At 44.2% G+C, this 24,030-nt stretch carries 3 protein-coding genes; all 3 read left to right on the top strand.

What is annotated here, in order from left to right; all coding sequences use genetic code 11:
* The first annotated feature begins 3 nt into the window (after nt 1-3).
* The 3 genes from LU361_RS15840 (at nt 4) to LU361_RS15830 (ending at nt 23,978) form a co-directional block, all read left to right on the top strand.
* Nucleotides 4-8,277, top strand: coding sequence for a non-ribosomal peptide synthetase (locus tag LU361_RS15840; RefSeq protein ID WP_233089862.1), 8,274 nt, complete (start codon nt 4-6; stop codon nt 8,275-8,277).
* Entirely contained in the window at nt 8,274-15,269 is a 6,996-nt protein-coding gene (locus LU361_RS15835; protein ID WP_233089861.1) for a non-ribosomal peptide synthetase, read from the top strand. The genes LU361_RS15840 and LU361_RS15835 overlap by 4 nt, the downstream gene beginning before the upstream one ends.
* A gap of 63 nt (nt 15,270-15,332) precedes the next feature.
* Entirely contained in the window at nt 15,333-23,978 is an 8,646-nt protein-coding gene (locus tag LU361_RS15830; protein ID WP_233089860.1) for a non-ribosomal peptide synthetase, read from the top strand.
* The last annotated feature ends 52 nt before the right edge of the window (nt 23,979-24,030 follow it).

Here is a 24,030-nt window from a genome sequence, read left to right as displayed (position 1 = left end):
CGAATGAACGCAAATAAAATTACCGACGCTCAAAAAAAGAAGCTAGCCGAACGGTTGGCTCTTTTGTCTGATGACAAGAAAAAATTATTTCGATCCACGCTAGAAAAAGAAGGGATCGATCCTTGGCATCTGCCCATTATTGCTGAACAAAATAATCCCGACGGTCGTCCGCTCTCATTCAGTCAGCAACGCTTGTGGTTTATCGAGCAGATGGAACCCGGCAACCCAATGTACAACCTATTTTTTGCGTTGCGATTTGAAGGCGATTTAAATACCGCTGTATTGGAATACGCAATTAACAAGGTCGTGTTGCGTCACGAAACACTAAGAACGAATTATATCAGTGTGAACGGCGAGGGCCGTCAGGTTCTGCGTGAATTTACCCCGCTAGAAATCGACGTGTTATCGCTGCCTGCATCATCAGACTCAGACGATAAAAACCTGAATGATCTTATGCAGCAAGAGGCAAAAACGCCTTTTGACCTAGTTAACGATAAGCACATGTTGCGCGCCAAATTAGTGGTGCGCCAGCAATCTGACGTTGATGGAAAGAGTGAATCCATTGGTTTGTTTACGTTCCACCACATCGCGTTTGACGCGCTATCGACTGTTGTGTTTATGCGTGAAATCAACGAATTCTACGCCGAGTATCTCAAGTCCGGTGGTGCCAACCCGAGCGACGCAGAATTTGTTGCGCAATACCAAAAAGACATTCAAGAGCAAGCTCCCATTCAATACGCCGATTTTGCTCAATGGCAGCGAGATTGGGGCGATTCTCAGTCTTGTCAAAATCAGGCCGATTATTGGCAAAACCAGCTGGCTGATGCGCCGTCAAAACTCGGTCAAGCCACTCAGTACAAACGCCCTGAAGTTATCACCTACGATGGTGATGTCACTGGTATTACGTTGTCTTCAACGCTGTCTGATGAATTGTTAAAGCTGGCTCAAAACGAAGATGCTACTTTATATATGGTGTTGTTGGCCGGTTTTAATATTTTATTGAGCCGATACAGCCAAAATGACGATGTTTGCGTCGGTACTTCCGTGGCAAACAGACCCAAACCAGAATTAGAAAGTCTTCTCGGGTTTTTCGTGAATACGCTAGTGATGCGTAATCGAGTCAAACCTAAAAGTACCTTTAAAGAATTTTTAAGCACGGTTTCTGAGGTTGCAACGAACGCCTACAGCAATCAAGATTTGCCGTTCGATCAATTATTGGAACTGCTCAATGTAGAGCGTGAACAAAACAGCGCGCCTATTTTTCAGGTGCTTTTTGTTCTAAATAACGCCTTAGACGATTTGAAATTACAACTCGGCGGCGTGGATTTATCGGTGTATCCGACGCCTCTGTATTATTCGCGCTTCGATTTAACGTTGCGAGTTACCGAAAAATCTGCCATTTCGAAGGCAGATGGTATTCGTTTAGAAATGGAATTTAACACCGCGCTTTATTCGAAAGCGATGGTTGATCGATTGTTGCGTCACTACGAGCAGGTGTTAACGCAAATCGTTAACAATCCAGACATACCGTTAAATCAACTCAGCGTGCTAACGCAAGCCGAATCAAAAGATTTGTCCAGCCTACCTGAAAAATTCGGTAACGCTGATAACCTGCCAAGTAATGTTGACACCATTCAATCGCAATTTGAATATTGGGCCCATAAAACACCTGACGCTCCGGCATTGGTTTTTGAAGATCAAACGCTGAGTTACGCAGAATTAAATGCGCAAGCAAACCAGCTTGCGCATTATCTTCGTGAAAAAGGTGTTGCGGCTGAAAGAAGAGTCGGTATTTTGTTAGATCGTTCTGCAGGCTTTATTATTTCTGTACTGGCGGTCTTAAAGGCAGGCGGTTCCTATGTACCGTTAGACAATCATTGGCCGGCGGAGCGAATTAATCGAATCGTGGTAGACGCTGATTTGTCGGTGATGTTGTCCGAATCTCAATGGCAAAATTTATTACCTAATTATCAAGGTAATCTAATATTGTTGGACAGCACGGAAAGCGAATTCCGTGAATGCAGCAATAACAATCCTGAAATCATCAATGACTCCTCTAATGGTGCCTACCTGATTTATACCTCAGGTTCTACCGGTGAACCGAAAGGTGTTGTTATTGAGCACGGTCATTTGTTGAATTATGTCAGCAATGTTGTTGAACGCTTAAATCTTGCCGGGAAAAGCTTCGGACTTATTTCGACAATTGCGGCAGATTTGGGTAATACCTCCATTTACGGAGCGTTCTGTTACGGGGGCGCACTTCATGTAATTTCCAATGATCGAGCGAATGACGCCACTGAATTAGCGACTCATTTAAAAGCGCATCCGGTGGATGTACTCAAAATTGTACCGAGCCACATTCGCGGTTTATTAGCTGCACTCGACGATTCAAGTGACGCCAATACTTTATCGAAATTTGATGTACTCCCTAAGCAGTGTTTAATCCTTGGTGGTGAGGCGTGTACCTTAGAATTGGTTAATCAGGTGAGCGCTATTGCGCCTGACTGTAGAATCGTAAACCACTACGGTCCGACCGAAACAACCGTTGGTGCGTTGACGTTTGAATTCGATAAAAATACCTATTCTACGAAAGAATCTCTGAGCAATGCTTTGCCGGTCGGATTGCCGATTCCAGGTAATAAAATTTACGTCGTTGATACCAGTGGCCAACTTTGCCCTGTCGGTGTTTCCGGCGAGTTGTTGATCAGTGGTGCGAGTGTTGCACGTGGCTACTTAAATCGTCCCGAATTAAATCAAGAACGTTTTATTGATAACGTTTACCTTAATTCAGAAAATTCGTCTGATATTTATTCTCGTTGCTACCGTACAGGCGATAAGGTCAGACAATTGCCTACTGGCGACATTGAATTCCTCGGTCGATTGGACGAACAAATTAAAGTTCGTGGTTATCGTGTCGAAATCGGTGAAGTAGAAACGCTGCTTCAATCTGTTGAAGGTGTTAAGCAATCTGCGGTTATTGCTGTTAAAAACGAAGACGATCAGAATCAGTTGTCGGCTTATGTTGTTGTTGAAGACAGTGCAACACTCGACGACGTTAAAGCTCGACTAGAAGATAAAGTACCTGACTATATGGTGCCGCAGTGGTTTGTCGAGTTAGAAGAATTACCATTAACCACCAATGGTAAGGTCGATCGTAAAAATCTACCCGATCCGAAAGAATTTTCTGCTCAATCCTCCTGTGAAGATGCTTTCCAAGCACCTCGCGATGAAAAAGAAGTATTGCTGGCCAAAATCTGGTGCGATGTTTTAAGAATAGAAAACGTCAGCATCGACGCTAACTTTTTTGAGTTAGGTGGCGATTCTATTTTAAGCCTACAGATTATTGCGCGTGCGAAAAAAGCTGGATTGAAAATTACACCTAAGCAATTGTTCGAGCACAAAACCATTGCCGGTGTTGCTGCGGTTGCTGAGCAAAAATCCAAACCTGCTGAAGCTGCGTCTCAGAATAAAACAAACGCCAAAGTACTTGATACCAGCGAATTCCCGTTGTTACCGATTCAGCAATGGTTCTTTGATGCGAATCATCCAGAACCCAGTCATTGGAATCAGTCGGCAATATTTAATGTTGAATCCAGCCTAAACGTTGCCGCGCTTGACGCTGCCGTAAGTGCTTTGATTGAACATCACGATGCGTTGCGTTTGCGTTTTGTTGAAAATAATACGGCCGACCAAAAAACCGTTAATCAATACTATCATCCTGAAATTGATAAAGGCGTGTGCCAATGTATTGATATTCCTGCCATGGATGATTGGAAAGGATGGGTTGAAAGTAAAGCTACTGAAATTCAAAAAAGTCTCAATATACACCAAGGCCCGTTAATTAACGTTTGTTACTTTGACGCAAAAGGCCAAGACGGAATTAACAGCCAGTTATTAATCGTAATCCACCACCTGGTTATTGATGGTGTATCTTGGCGAATTTTATTGTCTGATTTCCAACAAGCTTACGGTCAAGCGGTTGCGCAATTGTCGGGCTCAGAAACGACTGCGGCAAATAAAGACAACGTTAATATCACCCTTGGTGAGAAATCGGCAAGTTACAAGCAGTGGGCATCACACCTTTCGGAATACGCGAACAGTTCTGCTGTTGAACAACAGATTGATTACTGGCAAAAAACAGAAAACACTGGTGATTTCCCGGTAAACAAAGCTGATGGTGACAATACTTTAGCGACCGTTAGCAAGGTATCCAGAGAATTATCGCCCGAGTTAACCGAAGATTTGGTGAAATCCGTTCCCGCGATTTATCGCACCCAAATTAACGACGTTTTACTGACTGCGTTGACTAAAGTCATTTCTACTGCCTGCCAATCGGATTGGGTGCTAGTTGAAGTAGAAGGCCACGGTCGGGAAGATATTGGTGAATCCCCCGATCTTTCACAAACATTGGGTTGGTTTACCAGTCGTTTCCCCGTTTATTTAAACGCTAACGCTTATAGCAATGTTGGTTCGTTGTTGGCGGTTAAAGAACAACTCAGAGAAGTACCGGCCAATGGTATTGGCTTTGGTCTGTTGCGCTACCAAAAAAATGATAAAAGCGCAGAGTTAGAACAAGCTTTGGCTGAGCGTCAAAAAGCACCCGTGTGTTTTAACTACCTCGGCCAGTTTGACTTGGAGTTGAACGAGCAGTCGTTGTTGTCGGTCAGTGACATCAGTTCGGGCATTGAGCGTTCTGAGCAGAGTAAACGTGGTTTTTACCTTGATTTAAATGCGTTTATTCACGACGGTAAATTATGCTTAGAATGGTTATACAGCAGCGATATTCACGAACAACAATGGATGTCTGAACTTGCTGATAATTATCTAGAAACGTTAACCGCACTCATCACCGATTGTGTGAACGACGAGGTTGGCGGTGCCACGCCGTCAGATTTCCCGTTGGCTAATTTGACTCAACCCCAAATCAATCAATTATCGCTGCCTTGGCGCGAAGTTGAATCTGTGTATCCGTTGACTCAAATGCAAGAAGGTTTGTTGTTCCATACCTTAATGAATCCGGGTACGGGTATTTACTTTATGCAATATCGTTATGAAGTTAATGCGCAAATCGATCAAGACGCGTTTGTTGAAGCCTGGGCACGCGTTGTTGAACGACATGAAGTATTGCGCACAGCGTTCTTGCGTCAAGACGAACGCATGCTTCAGGTTGTTTATAAAAAAGTGCCGCCACCGGTTCAAATTTTTGATTGGCGAGAATTTTCAGAGCAAGAGCAATCAGACAAGCTTCAGCAATGGATGGCTAAACAAGTCGAGCAGGGTTTTGATTTATCAACCCCAACGCAAATGGCAGTAACCTTAATTCGCGTTGGTGACGATAAATACAATCTGGTTCGTAGTTTCCATCACATCTTGATGGATGCCTGGTGCTTCTCATTGTTGATGATGGATTTCATTACCTATTATCGCGCTATTGTGGCTGACAAAACCGTAGAAATCTCGCCGCCGCGTCCGTTTAGAGATTACATCGCATGGTTGCAACAGCAGGATATTAATAAAGCCGAACAATTCTGGCGTGAAAGCTTGTCAGGATTTGAAGCACCAACACCTCTGGCTGTCGATAAACCACAATCAGTAAGCGGCGTAAAAGATGTCATTGACAGTTTAACACCGCAAGAAACTGATCGATTGAATTCTCTCGCGCAGAAATTGCACATTACCTTAAACACGTTTGTGCAAGGTGCCTGGGGGCTTTTATTAAGCCGTTACAGTGGCAATGAAGATATTATTTTTGGTGTTACGGTTGCCGGTCGTCCAACCGAACTTGAAGGGGCAGAAAGCGTTGTCGGTTTGTTTATTAACAGTTTGCCACTACGAATTCAGGCAACGTCCGATCGCTCGGTTTCAGATTACTTAACTTCAATCTTCGAAAGTAATATCAATATGCGTGAGCATGAATTTGCCCCGCTCGTTGATATTCACCGTTGGAGTGATTTACCGCCTGGAGAAACCTTATTCAGAAGCCTTTTCGTTTACGAAAATGCACCGGTTGATCCAGAAATGCTCAATAAAATGTCTATCTTTGAGGTGGAAGAGAGCGATAACCGTACTCACACCAATTACCCTATTACAGTGGTGATTTTCCCAGGTGAAAAATTAGGTTTGCAATTAACCTACGATCGATCTTTATTCGATCACAACAGCATTGAGCGTATGATGTCTCAGTTCAAATTGGGACTTCTGAATTTAGGCGACGCTGTAGAGGCGGAATTAGCCCAGCAATCTTTTGCGCTCAATAACGTTGAAATACTGCCGAAAGCCGAACAGCAAAAGCAATTGTTGGATTGGAACCAAACCTACACGGATTATCCGCGCGAACGTTGCTGGCCTGAGCTTTTTGTCGAACAAGTAGAAAAGACGCCCAACGCAATTGCCGCGTCTTGCGGCGATGAGCAAATTAGCTATCAAGATTTGTTTAATCGCAGCCAAAGTCTTGGCCGAAAATTGATTAAATCCGGCGTTGAAGCCAACGACATTGTCGCTATTTTGGATGAGCGTGGTATCGATCTATTAACCATGATTGTCGCGGTGTTGAGTTCTGGTGCAGCGTATTTACCATTAGACCCAGCACACCCCGAAAAACGTCTTGCCTCGATTCTTGAATTGAGTCGACCAAAAGCGATTGTTTCTACGCAAGCATTTTTACCGACGCTAGATTCCAGCTTAACGTTGATTAAAAATGGTGAGAAAACACCACCGGTCTTATTATCAATTGAAGATACATTAAAAGCCGACAGCGATAATTACCCAATCGCCGCGCAATTTAATCTCACGTACCGTCCAAACGATTTGGCGTACGTGATTTACACATCGGGTTCTACCGGCGTTCCGAAAGGCGCAATGGTTGAACATTTGGGGATGCTCAATAACCAATACAGCAAAATTCCAACCTTATCGTTAACCGAAAACGATGTGATTGCTCAAACTGCATCACAGTGTTTTGACATTTCAGTTTGGCAATTCTTAACCGCGTTATTGTGCGGTGCGAAAGTTGAAATTTACCCAGATGAAATTGCTCGCCACCCAATGGGTTTGCTGGAAGCTGTCGAAAAAGACGGTGTTACCGTTTTAGAAAGTGTGCCAAGTTTGATTCAAGGCTTTTTAGATTTCCCGAAACCCTTGTCAACATTACGATGGTTAATGCCTACCGGCGAAGCTTTGAGCCAAGATCTAGCAAAACGCTGGTTACAGCAATATCCAACCATTCCGTTACTCAATGCCTACGGGCCAGCGGAATGTGCTGACGACGTTGCTCTGTGGCCTGTGGCTACTGAGAAAGACACCAACGACCCAATGCCCATCGGTCAGCCGACCGATAACAATTATCTGTACGTGTTAAATGATCAACAAAAACTACAGCCCATTGGTGTTCCTGGTGAATTGTACGTTGCCGGTGCTGGGGTAGGGCGCGGCTATCTTCACGACGAAGAACGCACGACCGCTGCATTTATTAAAAACCCGTTGTTAGCGCATCCGGTTTATCGAGACAACCCTGAATTTGTCGATTCTCTGGATAACTCAGAACGTTTCTATCGCACTGGCGATTTAGCGCGTTGGCGCGAAGACGGCGTTTTGGAATACCTAGGCCGAACCGATCACCAGGTTAAAATTCGTGGTTTCCGAATTGAATTGGGCGAGATTGAATCGTGTTTAGAAAGTCATAACGATATTCGCCATGCGACGGTCGTTGTTCAGAAAGACCTTCGCGGAGATGATAGTCTGGTTGCTTTCTACGAGGCTCAACTCGACAACGATGAAGCGCTCACTGATGAATGCCGTTCAACGTTAGAAGCTTCACTCGTTGTCACATTAAAAGAAGCCTTACCGGTTTATATGCAACCGAACCTTCTTATTGGTTTGGCGAAAATGCCGCTAAATAACAACGGTAAAATTGATCGACGATCGTTACCTGCTGCTGATTTCTCTCAAGGTGGTGCGGCCAATTCCGACAAAGAAATAGCACAACCTCGCAATGAGACGGAAAAAACATTAGTTGGTTTGTGGCAACAGGTTCTGAAAATAGAAGACGTAGATATTCACGCAAGCTTCTTTGAGTTGGGCGGACATTCGTTGTTGGCTGCCCAATTACACGCTCGTGTTGGTCAAACGTTTGCGATTGATCTGCCATTGCGAACCTTATTTGAGCACAACAGCGTTGCACAAGTGGCGGAGCAAGTTGAACTCGCGCTTGCGGCAAAATCTTTGGAAAACTCAGCAACGATCGATTCCGATGATGACATGGAGGAGTTCGAGATATGAGTGTTATCGAGCTGATTAAAGAATTACAGAGCAAAAATATTCAGCTGAACCTAAACGGTGAAGGCAAGCTCGGTATTAAAGCGCCTCCAGGGGCGCTCACCAACGATTTAAAAATAAAACTCAAGGAACGAAAATCTGAGTTATTGGAGCTATTAACTCGAAATCAGCAATCGCAACAGGCTCAGGCAAATGAAATTAAGCCGGTATCACGGGAGCAGCCTTTACCGCTGTCTTTTGCTCAGCAGCGTTTATGGTTATTACACCAGCTAGATCCGCAAAGCTCTGCTTACAATATGTCGGCGGCGTTATTGCTCAACGGCCAATTAAACTTAGATGCGTTGCAACTTGCGTTAAATACACTTCAGTTTCGCCACGAAGTGTTGCGTACGGTATATACAGTCAATACTTCTAATACCGCCGATGTGCAAAATGCATCGGGTGAACCTGCACAAAGTATTCTTCCCCATAAAAACGTCGATATTGCTCATTTTAATTTCGACGATGTCTCTCATGGAAAAAAAGATGACGAAAAAACATGCGCTGAAGAAAACTATACCTGCGCTGAGCAACTGCCGCCGTCAGTTAAGCAATGGCTAGCCAAGCAATCGAATCAACCGTTTGATTTAGCGAATGATTCGGTACTGAGAGTTCAATTAGTCACACTAAATGAGCAACAGCATGTATTGCAGTGGGTTGTTCATCACATTGCTATCGATGCTTGGTCGCTGGACGTCATCGTTAAAGAATTTGCTATTTTGTATAATTCAGCGTGTGCTGATCAGTCGGCATCGGTTGAATCGCTTGCACAAAATTTATCGCCATTGTCGATTCAATACACGGATTTTTCCGCGTGGCAAAGAGAATATTTATCCGGTGCCAATTTAGAAAAGCACATTAATTATTGGCGCAACACGCTCGGTGACGAGCCGCCGGTATTGGAATTTCCTACGGAGTTTCCGCGACCTGCTATCCAAACATTTAATGGCGCGCGGGTGTCAATCGAATTAAATACCGAGTTGACTCAAGCCATTCACGCGCTTGCGGGAGAGTCTGTTTCACCTTTTGTTGTATTGCTTGGTACGTATCAAAAATTGCTTCAGCAATACAGCGGTCAGCAAGACATTCGTGTTGGTGTGCCCAACGCCAACCGACCTCGCATTGAAACCCAAAGCTTGGTTGGTTTTTTTGTCAATACTTTGGTCATGCAAGCCAACTTTAATGGCGAGCAAACAGTTGCAGATTATTTTAATCACGTAAAACAACGCAATTTAGAAGCGCAAGACCATCAAGACATGCCGTTTGAAATGTTGGTAGATGAACTTGTCTCTGAGCGAGACATGAGTCACAGCCCGCTATTTCAGGTGATGTTCAACTTTTTGCAGCAAGAGCAAAGCGGTGAGCTCGCATTGGATGATTTAACCATTGCGCCATTAGCCTTCGATCAGAATCACGCTAAATTTGATCTTACCTTAACGGTTGAAGCCAGTGCTGAAAAATACACCTGTATTTTTGAGTACAACACAGATTTATACAGCGAACAGCGTATTAGCCAATTCGCTCGTCAGTATCAGTATTTATTGCAGCAATTGGTTACCTGCTTAAATGAGAAGCCACACACTCCAATTCAACGTGTTAGCGCGTTAACGCCTGAAGACATTCAGCAACAATTGTTTGATTGGAACGACAGTCATCTTGATGTGGATTTCGATCAAGACGTGGTTCAACGATTCGAACAACAAGTTGAACGCACACCCAATGCCAATGCTGTTATTAGTGTCGCTGATAAAAATGATGCCAATTCAACGGTAGCGGTTAGCTACGCTGAATTAAATACCAAAGCCAACAAAATTGCTCATTATTTAAAAGCCCACGGCGTAACCACCAACAGTTTGGTTGCGGTTTGTTTAGAGCGTAATTCTGATTTGCTGGCGACATTAATCGGAATCCAAAAGGCGGGCGGTGCTTATTTACCGATTGATCCTATTTATCCAAAGCAGCGTCGTCACTACATTTTAGAGCACGCAAAACCGGTTCTTATGGTGACCGAGCAATCTTTATTGCCGCTCGTAAAAGAGACCCTTGCCGGTGATGAAGAACACCCGTCGTTATCGCTGCCGTGGTTGTGTTTTGAAAACACAAACGACTGGCTAACAAGCGCAGATGAATCCGTTCAAACCGGTGATTTATCTGCGGATAATTTATCGTTATCAGTTGAGCGGGGTCAATTGGGTTATGTACTTTATACCTCTGGCTCTACCGGTAAACCAAAAGGCGTTGCCATCAGTCGAGGGGCGTTTGTTAATTTCCTCTGCGCCATGCAGAAAGAAATTCAGTTAAAAACAGACGATAAATGGCTTGCTGTTACCACAATTTCATTTGATATTGCTGGCTTAGAATTATTTTTGCCCTTAATTACCGGCGCGGCAACCGTTGTTGCCAGTGCAAATCAAGCTCGTGATCCAGCCGAAATTATCGCGTTGTTGAAGCAACAATCCATCACCATTATGCAAGCAACACCGGCAACCTGGCAGATGGTAGTCGAGCATGTCAATTATAAAAAATTGGATTCAGCCCTTGCCGAGTTACACGTTCTTTGTGGTGGTGAAGCCTTAAATGCGAAACTGGCGAATCAGTTGCTTGCGCGAAAGGTTCGTTTACTCAATGTTTACGGCCCAACCGAAACCACCGTTTGGTCTACGTGTTTGGAAATTTCGAATTCTCTCGATAAAGTTCTCAATAAAGTACTCGATAAGGTAGCTCCGATTGGCCGTCCGATTGGCAACAACCAATGTTACGTACTCGATGAAAATTTATCGCCAGTGCCGGTCGGTGCGTTAGGTGAATTATTTATCGGTGGTGATGGTTTAGCTGAGGGTTATTTGCATCGGCAAGATTTAACCGACACTGCATTTATTACCAACCCATTGGCTAACACGCCTGGGCAGCGTTTGTATCGAACCGGCGATTTAGTGAGTTATCGTCACGACGGATTACTCGAATACAACGGCCGTCGAGATTTCCAGGTTAAAATTCGTGGCTTTAGAATCGAGCTTGGTGAAATTGAGCGTCAGTTGCGAAATCACGACGGCGTTCGCGATGCAGTCGTTACTGCCTACGAAGATGAAAACCAGGTGAAACACTTGGTTGGGTATTTGCTGGTTCAGCCCGATATTGCTGCTGATTCGGATCAGTTGAGAGAATTTTTAGCGGTTAAATTACCCGATTACATGGTGCCGAGTGTTTATGTTGAGTTGGAGTCATTCCCGCTAAACAGCAACGGTAAAGTTGATCGCAAAGCATTGCCAAAACCCAATGTCCGCCAGCACACTAACAACGAAATTATTGCGCCCGCAACAGACCTTGAACAAACCATTGAGTCGGTTTGGTGTGAGGTATTAGGATTAGAAAAAGTCAGTACCGACAGTAATTTTTTCAGCATCGGCGGTAATTCGCTTTCGGCAACTCGCGTTGTTGCCAGATTAAGTGAAGAGCTTGCTCGAGAAATTCCACTGCGCACCGTATTTTTACAGCCAACCATCGCGCTGTTAGCCGTTGCCATTGAGAAAGAACTAGGTTTCAGTTCAACCCGTGTTGTTGCTATTGAGAAAGCACCTGCAGATGCCATCATCCCGTTGTCTTTTTCTCAGCAACGGTTGTGGTTCTTGCATCAATTGGAAGGGCCGAACAGCACGTACAACATGCCCGTTGCTATTTCTATTTCTGGGCCGTTAGATCGATCACTGGTGGAAAAAAGTTTTTCTGCCATTGTCGCGCGTCAATCAAGTTTGAGAACCTATTTCCCGTCCGATGATGCCGGTCCACAACAGCGTTTGCATGATCTAAACCGTTTTACCATCGGGTTTGAAGACCTATCGGCGATAGAATCCGTAGAGAACAAACAGCAAACAGCAAAAGAAAAAGCCGTTGTATTTGCAACTGCGGCAATGAATGTTGAAAATGATTGGTTGTTTGCGGTCACAATTCTTAAACTCGACGATCAACAACATTGGTTGTTAGTTAATTGTCATCACATGATTGGTGATGGTTGGTCGGTGGGTGTATTAATTGAAGAGTTTGCCTACAGCTATCAGCAATTTGATCAAAGCGCCAATCAAGTCAATGAATTTAGTTTCAATCCTTTACCGATTGAATACAGTGATTATTCTTATTGGCAACATAATTCAGGCGCCGAGCGTTTTCAGGAACAATTGGATTATTGGCTAAAACAACTTGCGTCGCCACCGTCGTTGATTTCATTGCCGACTGATCACTCAAGACCTGCCCAGCAAAATTACGACGGCGAAACGCTTTCTGTCTCTTTGGGCGAAGACCTCGCGACGTCATTGCAATCGTTGGCTAACGAGCACGGCTGTACCTTATACATGGTATTAATGGCTGCTTGGCAAGTGTTGTTGCATCGTTACAGCGGTCAAGATGATATTTGCGTGGGTTCTCCGGTGGCGAATCGTCAGCATCAAGACACCGAAGCGTTAGTCGGCTTTTTTGCCAATACCTTGGTATTGCGCGGCGATTTATCGAATCAACCGACATTTGCTGATTTCTTACAGCAAATAAAACAGGTTATTGTCGATGCGCAAATGCATCAAGATGTACCGTTTGAGCAATTGGTTGAACAACTTAATGTGCCTCGAACCCAGGCGTATTCGCCATTATTCCAGGTCATGTTTACGTGGCAAAATACCCCGTTGACGGAATTAAATCATCTCGACACAACCGCTGGTAAACTTATTTTAGAAAGCGCGGTAGGTGATCAAGCAACTATTGATACCGGCACCGCAAAATTCGATTTGGATTTATCGCTGCGTGAATATTCGAAAGAAATTTCAGGTAATCTTTCATTTAGAACTGATTTATTCAACGTTGAAACCGTCGAACGATTGTGGGCGCATTTCACCACCTTGTTGAATTCTATCGTCAACAATCCAAGCGCGCATGTTGGCCAGTTATCGTTGTTATTACCCGAAGAGAAATCGCAATTGTCTCTTTGGAATAACACTGAAATGGCATACAACAAAGATGCCTCCGTTGTTGAATTGTTTGAACAAGCGGTGAACCAGCATCCCGACAAAATAGCCGCTCGATTTAATGACGAGTCGATAACCTATCGAGAACTCAATAATCAAGCCAACAACGTCGCTAACCATTTATTGGACTTAGGTGTTGCAGCGGACGATTTAGTTGCCGTTTGTCAACGCCGATCGTTGCCGATGTTGGTGAGTTTAATTGCGGTATTAAAAGCGGGAGCCGCTTACGTTCCGATTGACCCCAATTATCCTCAAGATCGTGTCGCTTACATGTTAGAGCATTCTAATGTGGCTATTGTTTTGTCCGACACAAATGTAATAGCAAGTTCAGATGTTGATTTCACACTGGACGCCAAAGATCGCAACGTTCTCGATATTAATGCGTTGTTGAGCGAATCTGCTCGTGATGCGGGCAATACAGAAAAACCCAACCACACGGCAACGGGAAATCATCTTGCTTACGTTATTTATACGTCGGGCTCTACGGGCAAGCCAAAAGGGGTTATGATTTCTCGCGCTAACATGGTTAATTTTGTGTTAGCGATGCAGCAGCTATTAAAACCAACATCGAGTGATCGTTTATTAGCGGTTACGTCACTGTCGTTTGATATTGCCGTGTTGGAATTATTTTTACCGCTGATTTCTGGCGGTGAGGTCACCCTTGGTGATGAAACTCTTGCAGTTGACGGTGAACGTTTAAAAGCGCTTTTAGATTCTCAACCATTCACCTTTATGCAAGCAACGCCTGTGAGTTGGAAAATGTTGCTCGCCGCCGGTTGGCAACACAATGCCGATCGTGGAGCGTTTAACGTTCTTTGTGGTGGTGAAGCATTCCCAGGCTCGTTAGCACAACAGCTATTAGCGCAGCCCGTTGATGTTTGGAATTTATACGGCCCAACCGAGACGACGGTATGGTCAAGTGCGCATCAATTGCAAAAGGATCAGCCGGTATTAATCGGCAAACCCATCGCTAACACACAAATTGTAATTGTGGATGAGAATTCAAACCCTGTGCCCATTGGTGTCATGGGTGAATTGTGTATCGGCGGTGATGGTTTGGCGAGAGGCTACTTACACCGATCGGATCTCACCGAGGAACGTTTTGTCGATTCTGAATTCGGAACAATTTATCGAACCGGTGATCTTGCTCGGTATTTACCCGACGGAAATTTAGAGTGTCTCGGCCGTATTGATCAGCAAGTGAAAGTACGTGGTTATCGTATTGAGCTGGGTGAAATCGAAACGCAATTGGCTTCACACGAGCTTGTGCACGAAGCCGTCGTAGACACACAGAAAGGCAGCGACAGTTCCGATGACGAAAACCATTTAGTGGCTTATGTGGTATTAAAATCTGGTGTTGAGAGTACTCAAGAGTCAGATCAACTCTCGTCATCTCAAGAAACACTTACGCAACATATTTCACAACAACAGACTCCACAACATCTTACTCTACAACAAGAAACTATTACGGCATTTAAAGAACATCTTAATCAAGCATTGCCCGATTATATGATTCCCAATGCCTTCATGGTGTTGAATAAATTACCGTTAACGCCGAATGGTAAAGTGGATCGTAAGTCGTTGCCGAAAGTCGATTTCGCGAGCCAACGTCAGCCTTACGTTGCGCCGCGAGATTCAGTCGAAACTCAAATTCAATCTATTTGGCAATCGCTGTTAAAAATTGATGAAATTGGTATTCACGATAATTTCTTCGATTTAGGTGGTCATTCGTTATTGGCTACGCGCTTAATGTCGCGAATTAAAGAAGCGTACACCACTAACTTAACGCTTGCTCAGTTGTTCACTGCGCCCACCGTTGCCGGTGTTGCGGATTTGATCAAAGAAGAGAGCGGTGGAATAGAAAAACTCAGTGAAAAAGGTAATTCTTCTATCGATGATGATGCGCTCGATCGCATCGAAGATTTACTGGCCGAATTTGAAGATTAATCGTTTGGCGTATTCATTCATTTATTCATGTACTCACTAAAAAGACTGGCTTAAAAGTCGATTATGGATTTAGATCAGCAAAAAAAATTAGCAATTGCTAAACGTTTGTCGGCACTTTCCAATGAAAAACGTGCAGCATTAACACAACGTTTAGAGCAAGAGGGCATTGATATTTGGCAATTGCCTATCGTGCCGGTAGATTTAAGTGGTAAACAACCGCCTTTGTCGCAGTTGTCCTTTGCGCAACAACGCTTGTGGTTTATCGATCAGGTTAATCCGGGTAATCCACAATACAATTTGTTTTTTGGTTTACGCTTTAACGGCTGTTTAAATGCTCTCGCTTTAGAGACAAGTATTAACGCGTTGATTGAACGCCATGAAATTTTGCGCACTAATGTGGTCGACCACGAAGGTGTGGGTTACCAGCGTGTGAATGCCTTTAACCCAATGGCGTTAGATACGGTTGATTTTACTGATGTTGATTCGGGTGATTTAGAAAGCAAACTTATTGAACTTGCCAAACAAGAAGCCGACAAGCCATTTAATTTAACCAGCGATTTATTGTTCCGTTTTACGTTGGTAAAAATCAGTAATGAAGAACACGTTGGCTTTTTTACCATTCATCATATGGTGTTTGATGCCTGGTCTACTGAAAATTTAATGATTGAATTTAGCCAGCTGTATCAAGCGTTCGCTACCGAGCAAACGCCAAGCTTGCCAGAATTACCGATTCAGTATAAAGATTTTTCGGTGTGGCAACGCCAGTGGACACAAAGCCAGGCTTACGCCCATCAAAAAACGTATTGGCAACAACAATTAGCCAATCCACCCGAGCCGTTAACCTTATCAATACAACGCTCTAAAATTGCGATCGATGCCAATGATGAAGATAAGGCGAGCGGCTGTGAATTAAGTTATGCACTGTCGGATGATTTATCGCCCCAATTGTACCAAGCTGCGAAGAGCCAGGGCGCGACTTTGTACATGGTTATGTTGGCCGCTTTTAATGTTTTGCTGAGCCGCTACAGTGGCGAAAAAGACATTTGTGTTGGTACTTCCATCGCAAACCGTCCGCGTCTTGAAACCGAGCCATTACTGGGTTATTTCGTGAATACCTTGGTTATGCGTAACCAAGTTAACGAAGCGACAACATTTTCAGATTTTCTCACATCGGTTAATCAAACGGCGAGTAATGCCTATTTAAATCAAGATTTACCGTTTGATCATCTGCTCGATATTTTAGATATTGAGCGCAATGATAGCCATTCTGCGTTGTTCCAAGTGTTATTTGTGATGAATAACGCAACCGTTGGCGATGCGAATGCTCAGTTAACATTACCGGGTTTAACCGTCGGTGGTTTCCAAAAACCGTTGGATCACGCCCGTTTTGATTTAACGCTCAGAATTACCGAATTACCCAACCGATCAATTCGTTGTGACCTTGAGTACGATCCAACATTGTACGCCCGAGACGATGTATCGGCATTGCTCGGTCATTACGAAAATATTCTCGCGCAATTAGTCGCATCCCCCGAACAAGCGCTTTCAGAGTGTAGCTTATTAAATAAAAAAGACGTTACCGAACATGTTGGGTTGAATGTTTTTGAACATAAAACGTTTGCTAACCCGCAAACAGTTCACGAATTATTTGAAGCCGCTGTTGTTAAGCACGCTGACAGCGACGCGCTGGTTTGCTCCGATACGCGTTTGAGCTATCGCGAATTAAACCATCAAGCCAATCAACTTGCTCATTATTTACGAAGCCAAGGCGTTGCTGCCGACGTTCCTGTCGCCTTATTAATGGATCGCTCGGCCTCGTTTGTGGTGGGTTTATTGGCGGTATTAAAAGCCGGTGGTTGTTACGTACCGTTAGATATCCAATGGCCAGCCGCGCGTTTGCAAAATCTTATTGACGATTGCGGTGCGCAGTTATTGTTGAGCGAAACCGCTTGGCAAACCACAGCGAACAGTTTGTCGGTTAATGCGTTGATTTTAGATCAAACCTCAGAATCCGTTTTATGGGCAAACGAATCAACGAATAATCCAACGCCGGTTGCCGCAAAAAATAATTTGGCGTACATGATTTACACCTCCGGTTCTACCGGTAAACCGAAAGGGGTGATGATTGAACATCAGCAATTAATTAATTACGCCTGCGGTGTAATGACGCGCTTCTTTGGTTCTGAAATTCATGGTTCTGAAATTCACGGTTCCGAATTGAATTACAGTTTTGCCAGTGTTTCTACTGTTGCCGCCGACTTGGGTAATACCTCCATTTACGGAGCCTTGGCGTTTGGCGGTTGTCTGCATTTAATCGATGCTGAGCGCAGTTTCTCACCGGATGCCGTAGCGTCCTACATGGACGAACATCAGGTTGATGTGATTAAAATTGTACCAAGCCATCTTCAAGGTTTGTTGGCCGCTAACGAGCCCCAGCGTTTGTTGCCAAAAACGTTATTGATTTTAGGTGGTGAAGCTTGTCCGAACAGTTTAATTGCGCAGGTTCGACAATTAGCGCCCGAGCTTCGTATTGTGAATCACTACGGGCCCACCGAAACCACCGTGGGTGTGTTAACCCACGAAATTCCGTTCCAAACTGAATACACTGGCAGCTTCCCAGTCGGCAAACCGTTACCAAACAGCCAAACCTACATTCTTGATGCCGGTGGCCATCTTTGCCCACCCGGTGTAGCGGGGGAATTGTTTGTTGGTGGCGACAGTGTAGCGCGCGGTTATTTGGGCCAACCAGAACTCACACAAGAACGGTTTATTAGTCGTCAATTGCACGCCAGTCAACCGACACAACGTTTGTACCGAACCGGCGATAAAGCGCGTTGGTTAAGCAACGGCGACATTGATTTCTTAGGCCGCTTGGACGAGCAAGTGAAACTGCGCGGTTATCGCGTGGAACTTGGAGATATTCGAACCTGCTTATGCGAACAAGACGGTGTGCGTGATGCAGTTGTGCAAGTGATTCGTGGCGATGTCAGCGAGCGCTTGGTGGCCTTTTTAGTAAAAGACGAGTTAGAAAATAGCTCAACTACCAGCGCCGATACCCAACGCGTTCAAAGTGCGTTAGAAGAAACATTACCGCCGTACATGGTGCCGCAACAATGGTTGTGGTTAGACAGCTTACCGCTGACCATTAACGGTAAACTCGATCGCCGAGAATTAATTGCCTTGGCCGATGCTGGTCCAGACAGCGAAGCCGTTGAAGGTCGCGAGCCGCGCGATCAACTTGAACAACAGTTGGTGGATATTTGGAGTCAAATTCTTCGTCGTGACAGTGTCAGCATTGACGACAATTTCTTTGAACTTGGCGGCGATTCTATTTTAAGTTTGCAAGTGATTGCGAAAGCGAAAAAAGTCGGTATTACCTTAACGCCAAAGCAATTGTTTGATGAACAAACCATCGCTCGTTTATCGCAAGTGGCGGTAACGGCGCAGAGTGATATCGAACAACAATTCATTGAAATTTGGTCAGGGATTTTGAAACGTGACGACATTGATCGTCACGATAATTTCTTCGCCTTAGGCGGTGACTCGATTTTAAGTTTGCAGGTGGTGGCGAAAGCGCGCAAAGCAGGGCTTAAAGTGACACCGAAGCAATTATTTGATGAACAAACCGTTGCCAAGCTGGCTGCGGTGGTTGAATACAGCGAAAGCAAAACATCCAAAAGCCAAGCGTTGGTCTCAGGCGATGTGCCACTGACACCGATTCAGTCCTGGTTTTTTGAGGCGGATCACCCGAATAAACATCACTGGAATCAGTCGTTAGCGTTTGCGGTTAAGCAAAAACTCGATGTTAATGCGCTGGAAAAATCCATCGAGACTCTTATTGCACAACACGATCAATTGCGTTGTGAATTTAAGATTGTTGGTAATCATTGGCAGCAGTCGGTTCGTGAATACAAAGCCGGAACCGCTAACGACTATTTGCACGTTGAAAATTGGTTGGATGATTCAGCGTTAAGTCATTCAATAACTAGTCATCCAATAACAAAAGCAGAACAAGATAAACTGGATAAAAAGTTTGTTGAGATCGCTAATCAATGGCAAGCGAATTTATCGCTCAGTGGTAAGCCTGTTAGTTCAGGTAATGAAGCAGAAAATAAAACTCTGTTCGCGGTAGTTTTATTCCCAGGTAATGATGAAATTAATGATCGTCTATTAATTATTGCGCATCATTTATTGGTTGATGGGGTTTCATGGCGTGTTCTTTTAGAAGATCTACAGCTGAGTTACGAAGCTCAATTAACTCAAACAAAAAGTTCGTTGCCTGAAAAATCAGTTTCGTTCCAGCAATGGGCAAAACAATTGCACAGTGTTGCGAACAATGACCATAGTCGATGGTACAAGGATGCTTTCAACTATTGGACTCAAACGCGTGATTCTGTCATCGAACTATCGGTTCCTGTCAAATCACCAACCCTGACGGCAACATTAAAAGAAACGCAAGAGTTCAGAAGTCAGCTGAGCAAAGAAGCAACGGATCTGCTGTTGTATAAAGCACCGAGTGCTTACAAAACTCGCATTAACGATTTGTTGTTAAGCGCGCTTTGGTTGACGATTGCTAAACAATGCCACACTAATCAAGATGACAGTAACTCTGTCTTATCCAACAGCGTTTACTTGGAACTGGAAGGGCACGGTCGAGAAATTCTTGAACAAGAACTCGATACCTCTCGAACGGTAGGTTGGTTTACCAGTCGATTCCCGGTTTTATTGAGTGGGCCTCAATCGCAGAGCAACGACGAACACAGTAATGAATTTGTTGGTGAGTTGATTAAAACGGTTAAAGAGCAGTTGAGAAAAATACCGGCTCAAGGCATGAGCTTTGGTGTTTTAAATTACCTGTCCAAATCCTTATCTCAAAACGAATCGTCTGAGAACGAAGGCCCTAATGGTTCATTCCCAACACCGGTTATTTCATTCAATTACCTGGGGCAATTAAGTTTAGAATCCGACGCTTTATTTGAGCCTTTGGCAAATCTGTCTGCAATGACGGAGCGCCACCCAGACAGTTTTGTGAATCACGGTATTGATATTAATGTCAGTGTTGTTGATGGTGTATTGCAAAGCCACTGGCGAATTGCACAAACCCTGGTGCCTCAATTTGAAGTCAATCATTTGGCTGACGATTTTGCCGAGGCATTAAACGCTGTTGTTGAACACTGCTTGCAACCGGAAAATAAAGCGTATACTCCGTCCGATTTTGAGTTAACTCATGTTTCTCAAACGCAATTGGATACCTTAGTTGCAAATATTGGTTACGACAATGTTGCCGATATTTATCCATTAACGCCCGTACAACAAGGTATGTTGTTCCACAGTTTATTGGATGCGGAATTAACCACGGATAACGACGAATCAGAAACTCAAGTTACCGGTGCAGCTTATTTCAACCAGTTACTGCTGGATTTGAAAGGACCGTTAGAACTCACCTGTTTGGAAAAAGCCTGGCAAGAGGTGATTAAGCGTCACAATATTTTGCGCAGCGGTTTCTTTTCAAATCATTTATCGGAACCGTTACAGGTTGTGTTTAACACCTGCGAACTGCCCATTGATGCTCACGATTGGCGTGGAAAAAGCGAGTCCGAGCAAGATCAGTTGCGTAATGCGTATATCGAACAAGATAAACAGCGCGGATTCGAGTTTAGTCAAGCGCCTCTTATGCGTCTTGCACTGTTGCGAATCAGTGATGATCATTGGCAAGTGTTGTGGAGTCGCCACCATTTATTATTAGACGGTTGGAGCTCGGCGCGTTTAGTTCAAGAAGTGATGGCGTTGTATTATCACTTTGAAAACGACGTTTCTGGCAATCAAACACCTGCGGCGCAGCACGCTAAGCAGTTGCTTGCACAAACGCCAAAACCGTTTAAAGATTATATTCACTGGTTACGCAGTCAGTCTCTTGAAAAATCCGATGCTTTTTGGGGTGACTACTTAAAAGGGTTAGAACAACCAACCCCAGTGCCGGGTGTTACTCAAAAACTGGATGAGACTGATTCCGAACAACGTTATTGGACGTTCGAATTACCGCCGAAATTGTGTTCCAAGCTGCAATCGGCAACGAAAAATTATCAAGTCACGCTGAACAGTTTGGTGGTCGCGGCTTGGTCAATTTTATCCGCGCGCAGTTTTAATAATGACGTTATTTTTGGTGTTACCTCTGCCGGACGTTCAGCGCCTATTGCTGATATCGAAACCATGCTTGGCGTTTTCATTAATACCTTGCCTGTGCGAGTGAATGTTAATGAAGCACTCAGCGTTAAAGAATTTTTGCGCGATATTCAAAGTAACCAAGCGCAGGTTCGTGAGTTCGAATATACGCCGTTAACGCAAGTGCAACGACTCAGTGATATCGGCAGTGATCAACCGTTATTCAATAACCTTCTTGTATTTGAAAACTACGCCGTTGAAGAACAAGACACATCTGAGCAAACGTTAGAACTGGCTGTTAATGAATCGTTTGAACCGACAAACTACCCGTTAACGTTAACCGTTGTGCCTATGGGTTTTGATGATAAATCAACACAAGGTGAATCAAAGCAACCCAAACTCGAATTGCAATTTGCCTTTACCGGTGTGACGCAAACCAACGTAGAACGTATTGCCGAGAGTTTAGAAACCATTATTGGTTCGATGATTTCTGTCGATGCCGATACACCCATCAGTAACGTTGCGGTATTAAACGAACGTCAAATTCAACAACAACTGGTTGATTGGAACAATACAGCAACGGATTATCCGCATCATTTATGTTGGATGGATTTATTCGCCGAACAAGTGGTTAAAACACCCGATGCAATTGCCGTTGCGTGTTTGGACGAATCATTAAGCTATCGTGAATTGAATGATCGCAGTAATCAAATTGCGCATTTTATTAAAAGTATGGTTCCCGATACGCGTGATCAAGTGATTGCGTTGTTGGATCAACGTGGCATTAATTTGCTTACCATGATTGTGGCTGTATTAAAATCGGGCGCCGCGTATTTACCACTCGACCCCGAACATCCACCTGCGCGTTTAAATAAAGTGGTTGTCAAAGCGGGTTCGCCATTAGTATTAATTGGCGACGAGTTACCCGATTTCACTCAAGATGGCGACGCCTCGATGGATGCGGTTGCAAATACTCAGGTTGTAAATACCCAGGTTTCAAACACTCAGATTTTAAAAACAAAAGTTGTGCGTTACAGCGAATCGCTTAGCGGTGATAAAAATACGACCGAATTAACTCGGCAATCAACGCCGTCTGATTTGGCTTACGTTATTTTTACCTCCGGTTCTACCGGCGAGCCAAAAGGGGCCATGGTGGAACACAGAGGCATGCTCAATAACATGTACTCTAAAATTCCAGCGCTATCATTGAGTTCTGACGATGCCATTGCTCAAACCGCGTCTCAGTGTTTTGACATTTCGGTGTGGCAATTCTTAACGGCATTAATGATCGGTGCTCGGGTTGAGATTTATCCAGACTCTGTCAGTCATGATCCGAACGCCTTGTTTGCCTCTATCGTAAAAGACGGCATCACGATTTTGGAAAGCGTGCCTTCGTTTATTCGCATGATGTTAGAAACATCAAAAATAAAAGAAGACGATTCCAAAGCCATTGGTGATACGTTGCGTTGGTTATTGCCAACGGGTGAAGCTTTGCCGCCGCAATTGGCTAAAGACTGGTTGCTGACGTTCCCGAATATTCCGTTAATGAATGCCTACGGGCCAGCGGAGTGTGCCGACGATGTTGCGTTCTGGCCCATTGATCAAGCGCCAGAAGAACACTGTCATCATGTTCCGATTGGTCGTCCAACCGATAACAACCAGTTATTTATTTTGGATGCCGCGCAACGACCCGTGCCTTTGGGTGTGGAAGGGGAACTGTACGTTGCCGGTATTGGTGTTGGTCGCGGTTATTTAAATGATGAGGAACGAACAGCCGCAGCGTTTATTGATAATCCGTTTAAAGACATTATTCCGACTATTCCAGGCGCTGATGTAAATCGTTTGTACCGTACCGGTGATTTAGCGTGTTATTTAGAAGACGGTGTGATTGAGTATCGTGGCCGTGTTGATTATCAAGTAAAAATTCGTGGCTTGCGTATTGAGTTGGGCGAAATCGAAGCCTTACTGAATAATCATGACGCCGTTGATGATGCTGTCGTCGTTGCCGATGTTGATACCAACAACCAACAACGTTTGGTGTCGTATCTTGTGTTAAGTCAACCGCAAGAATCGGACAACTCACAAACAATCGTTGAAAACATCAGACAGACGCTTCAACAACAATTGCCGCGTTACATGATCCCTGCGGCCTTTGAAGTATTGGAGGCCATGCCGTTAAATGCCAACGGTAAAGTTGATCGTAAAGCATTGCCAAAACCCAATTGGTCACAAGCGCTCACCGAATACGTTGCCCCCGAAAATGAGATTCAAGAGCAACTCTGTGAGATTTGGCAATCGGCATTAAACGTTGAGCGTGTGGGAATTACGGATAATTTCTTTGAATTAGGTGGCCATTCATTAATGGCAATTCAATTGAAATCTGAAATCGAAACACAATTCGAAATTGAAGTTACCTTAGTTGAATTATTTAAACATCCAACCGTAAAAGAGCTTGCACAATTGGTGTCTGAAAATGAACAGCAATTTAGTGATGACGACCTCGATTGGATGGACGATTTAATGAGTTCAATGGAAGATGAGCAGTAGTAGCAATAGCACTCATTAATTACATTATTTTCGGCAGTCAAATTTAATTTGG

The organism is Sessilibacter corallicola, assembly GCF_021290925.1.
Taxonomy (GTDB): Bacteria; Pseudomonadota; Gammaproteobacteria; order Pseudomonadales; family Cellvibrionaceae; genus Sessilibacter; species Sessilibacter corallicola.
Note: the sequence above shows the minus strand (reverse complement) of the source record. Positions and strands in the feature narration are given on the sequence as shown.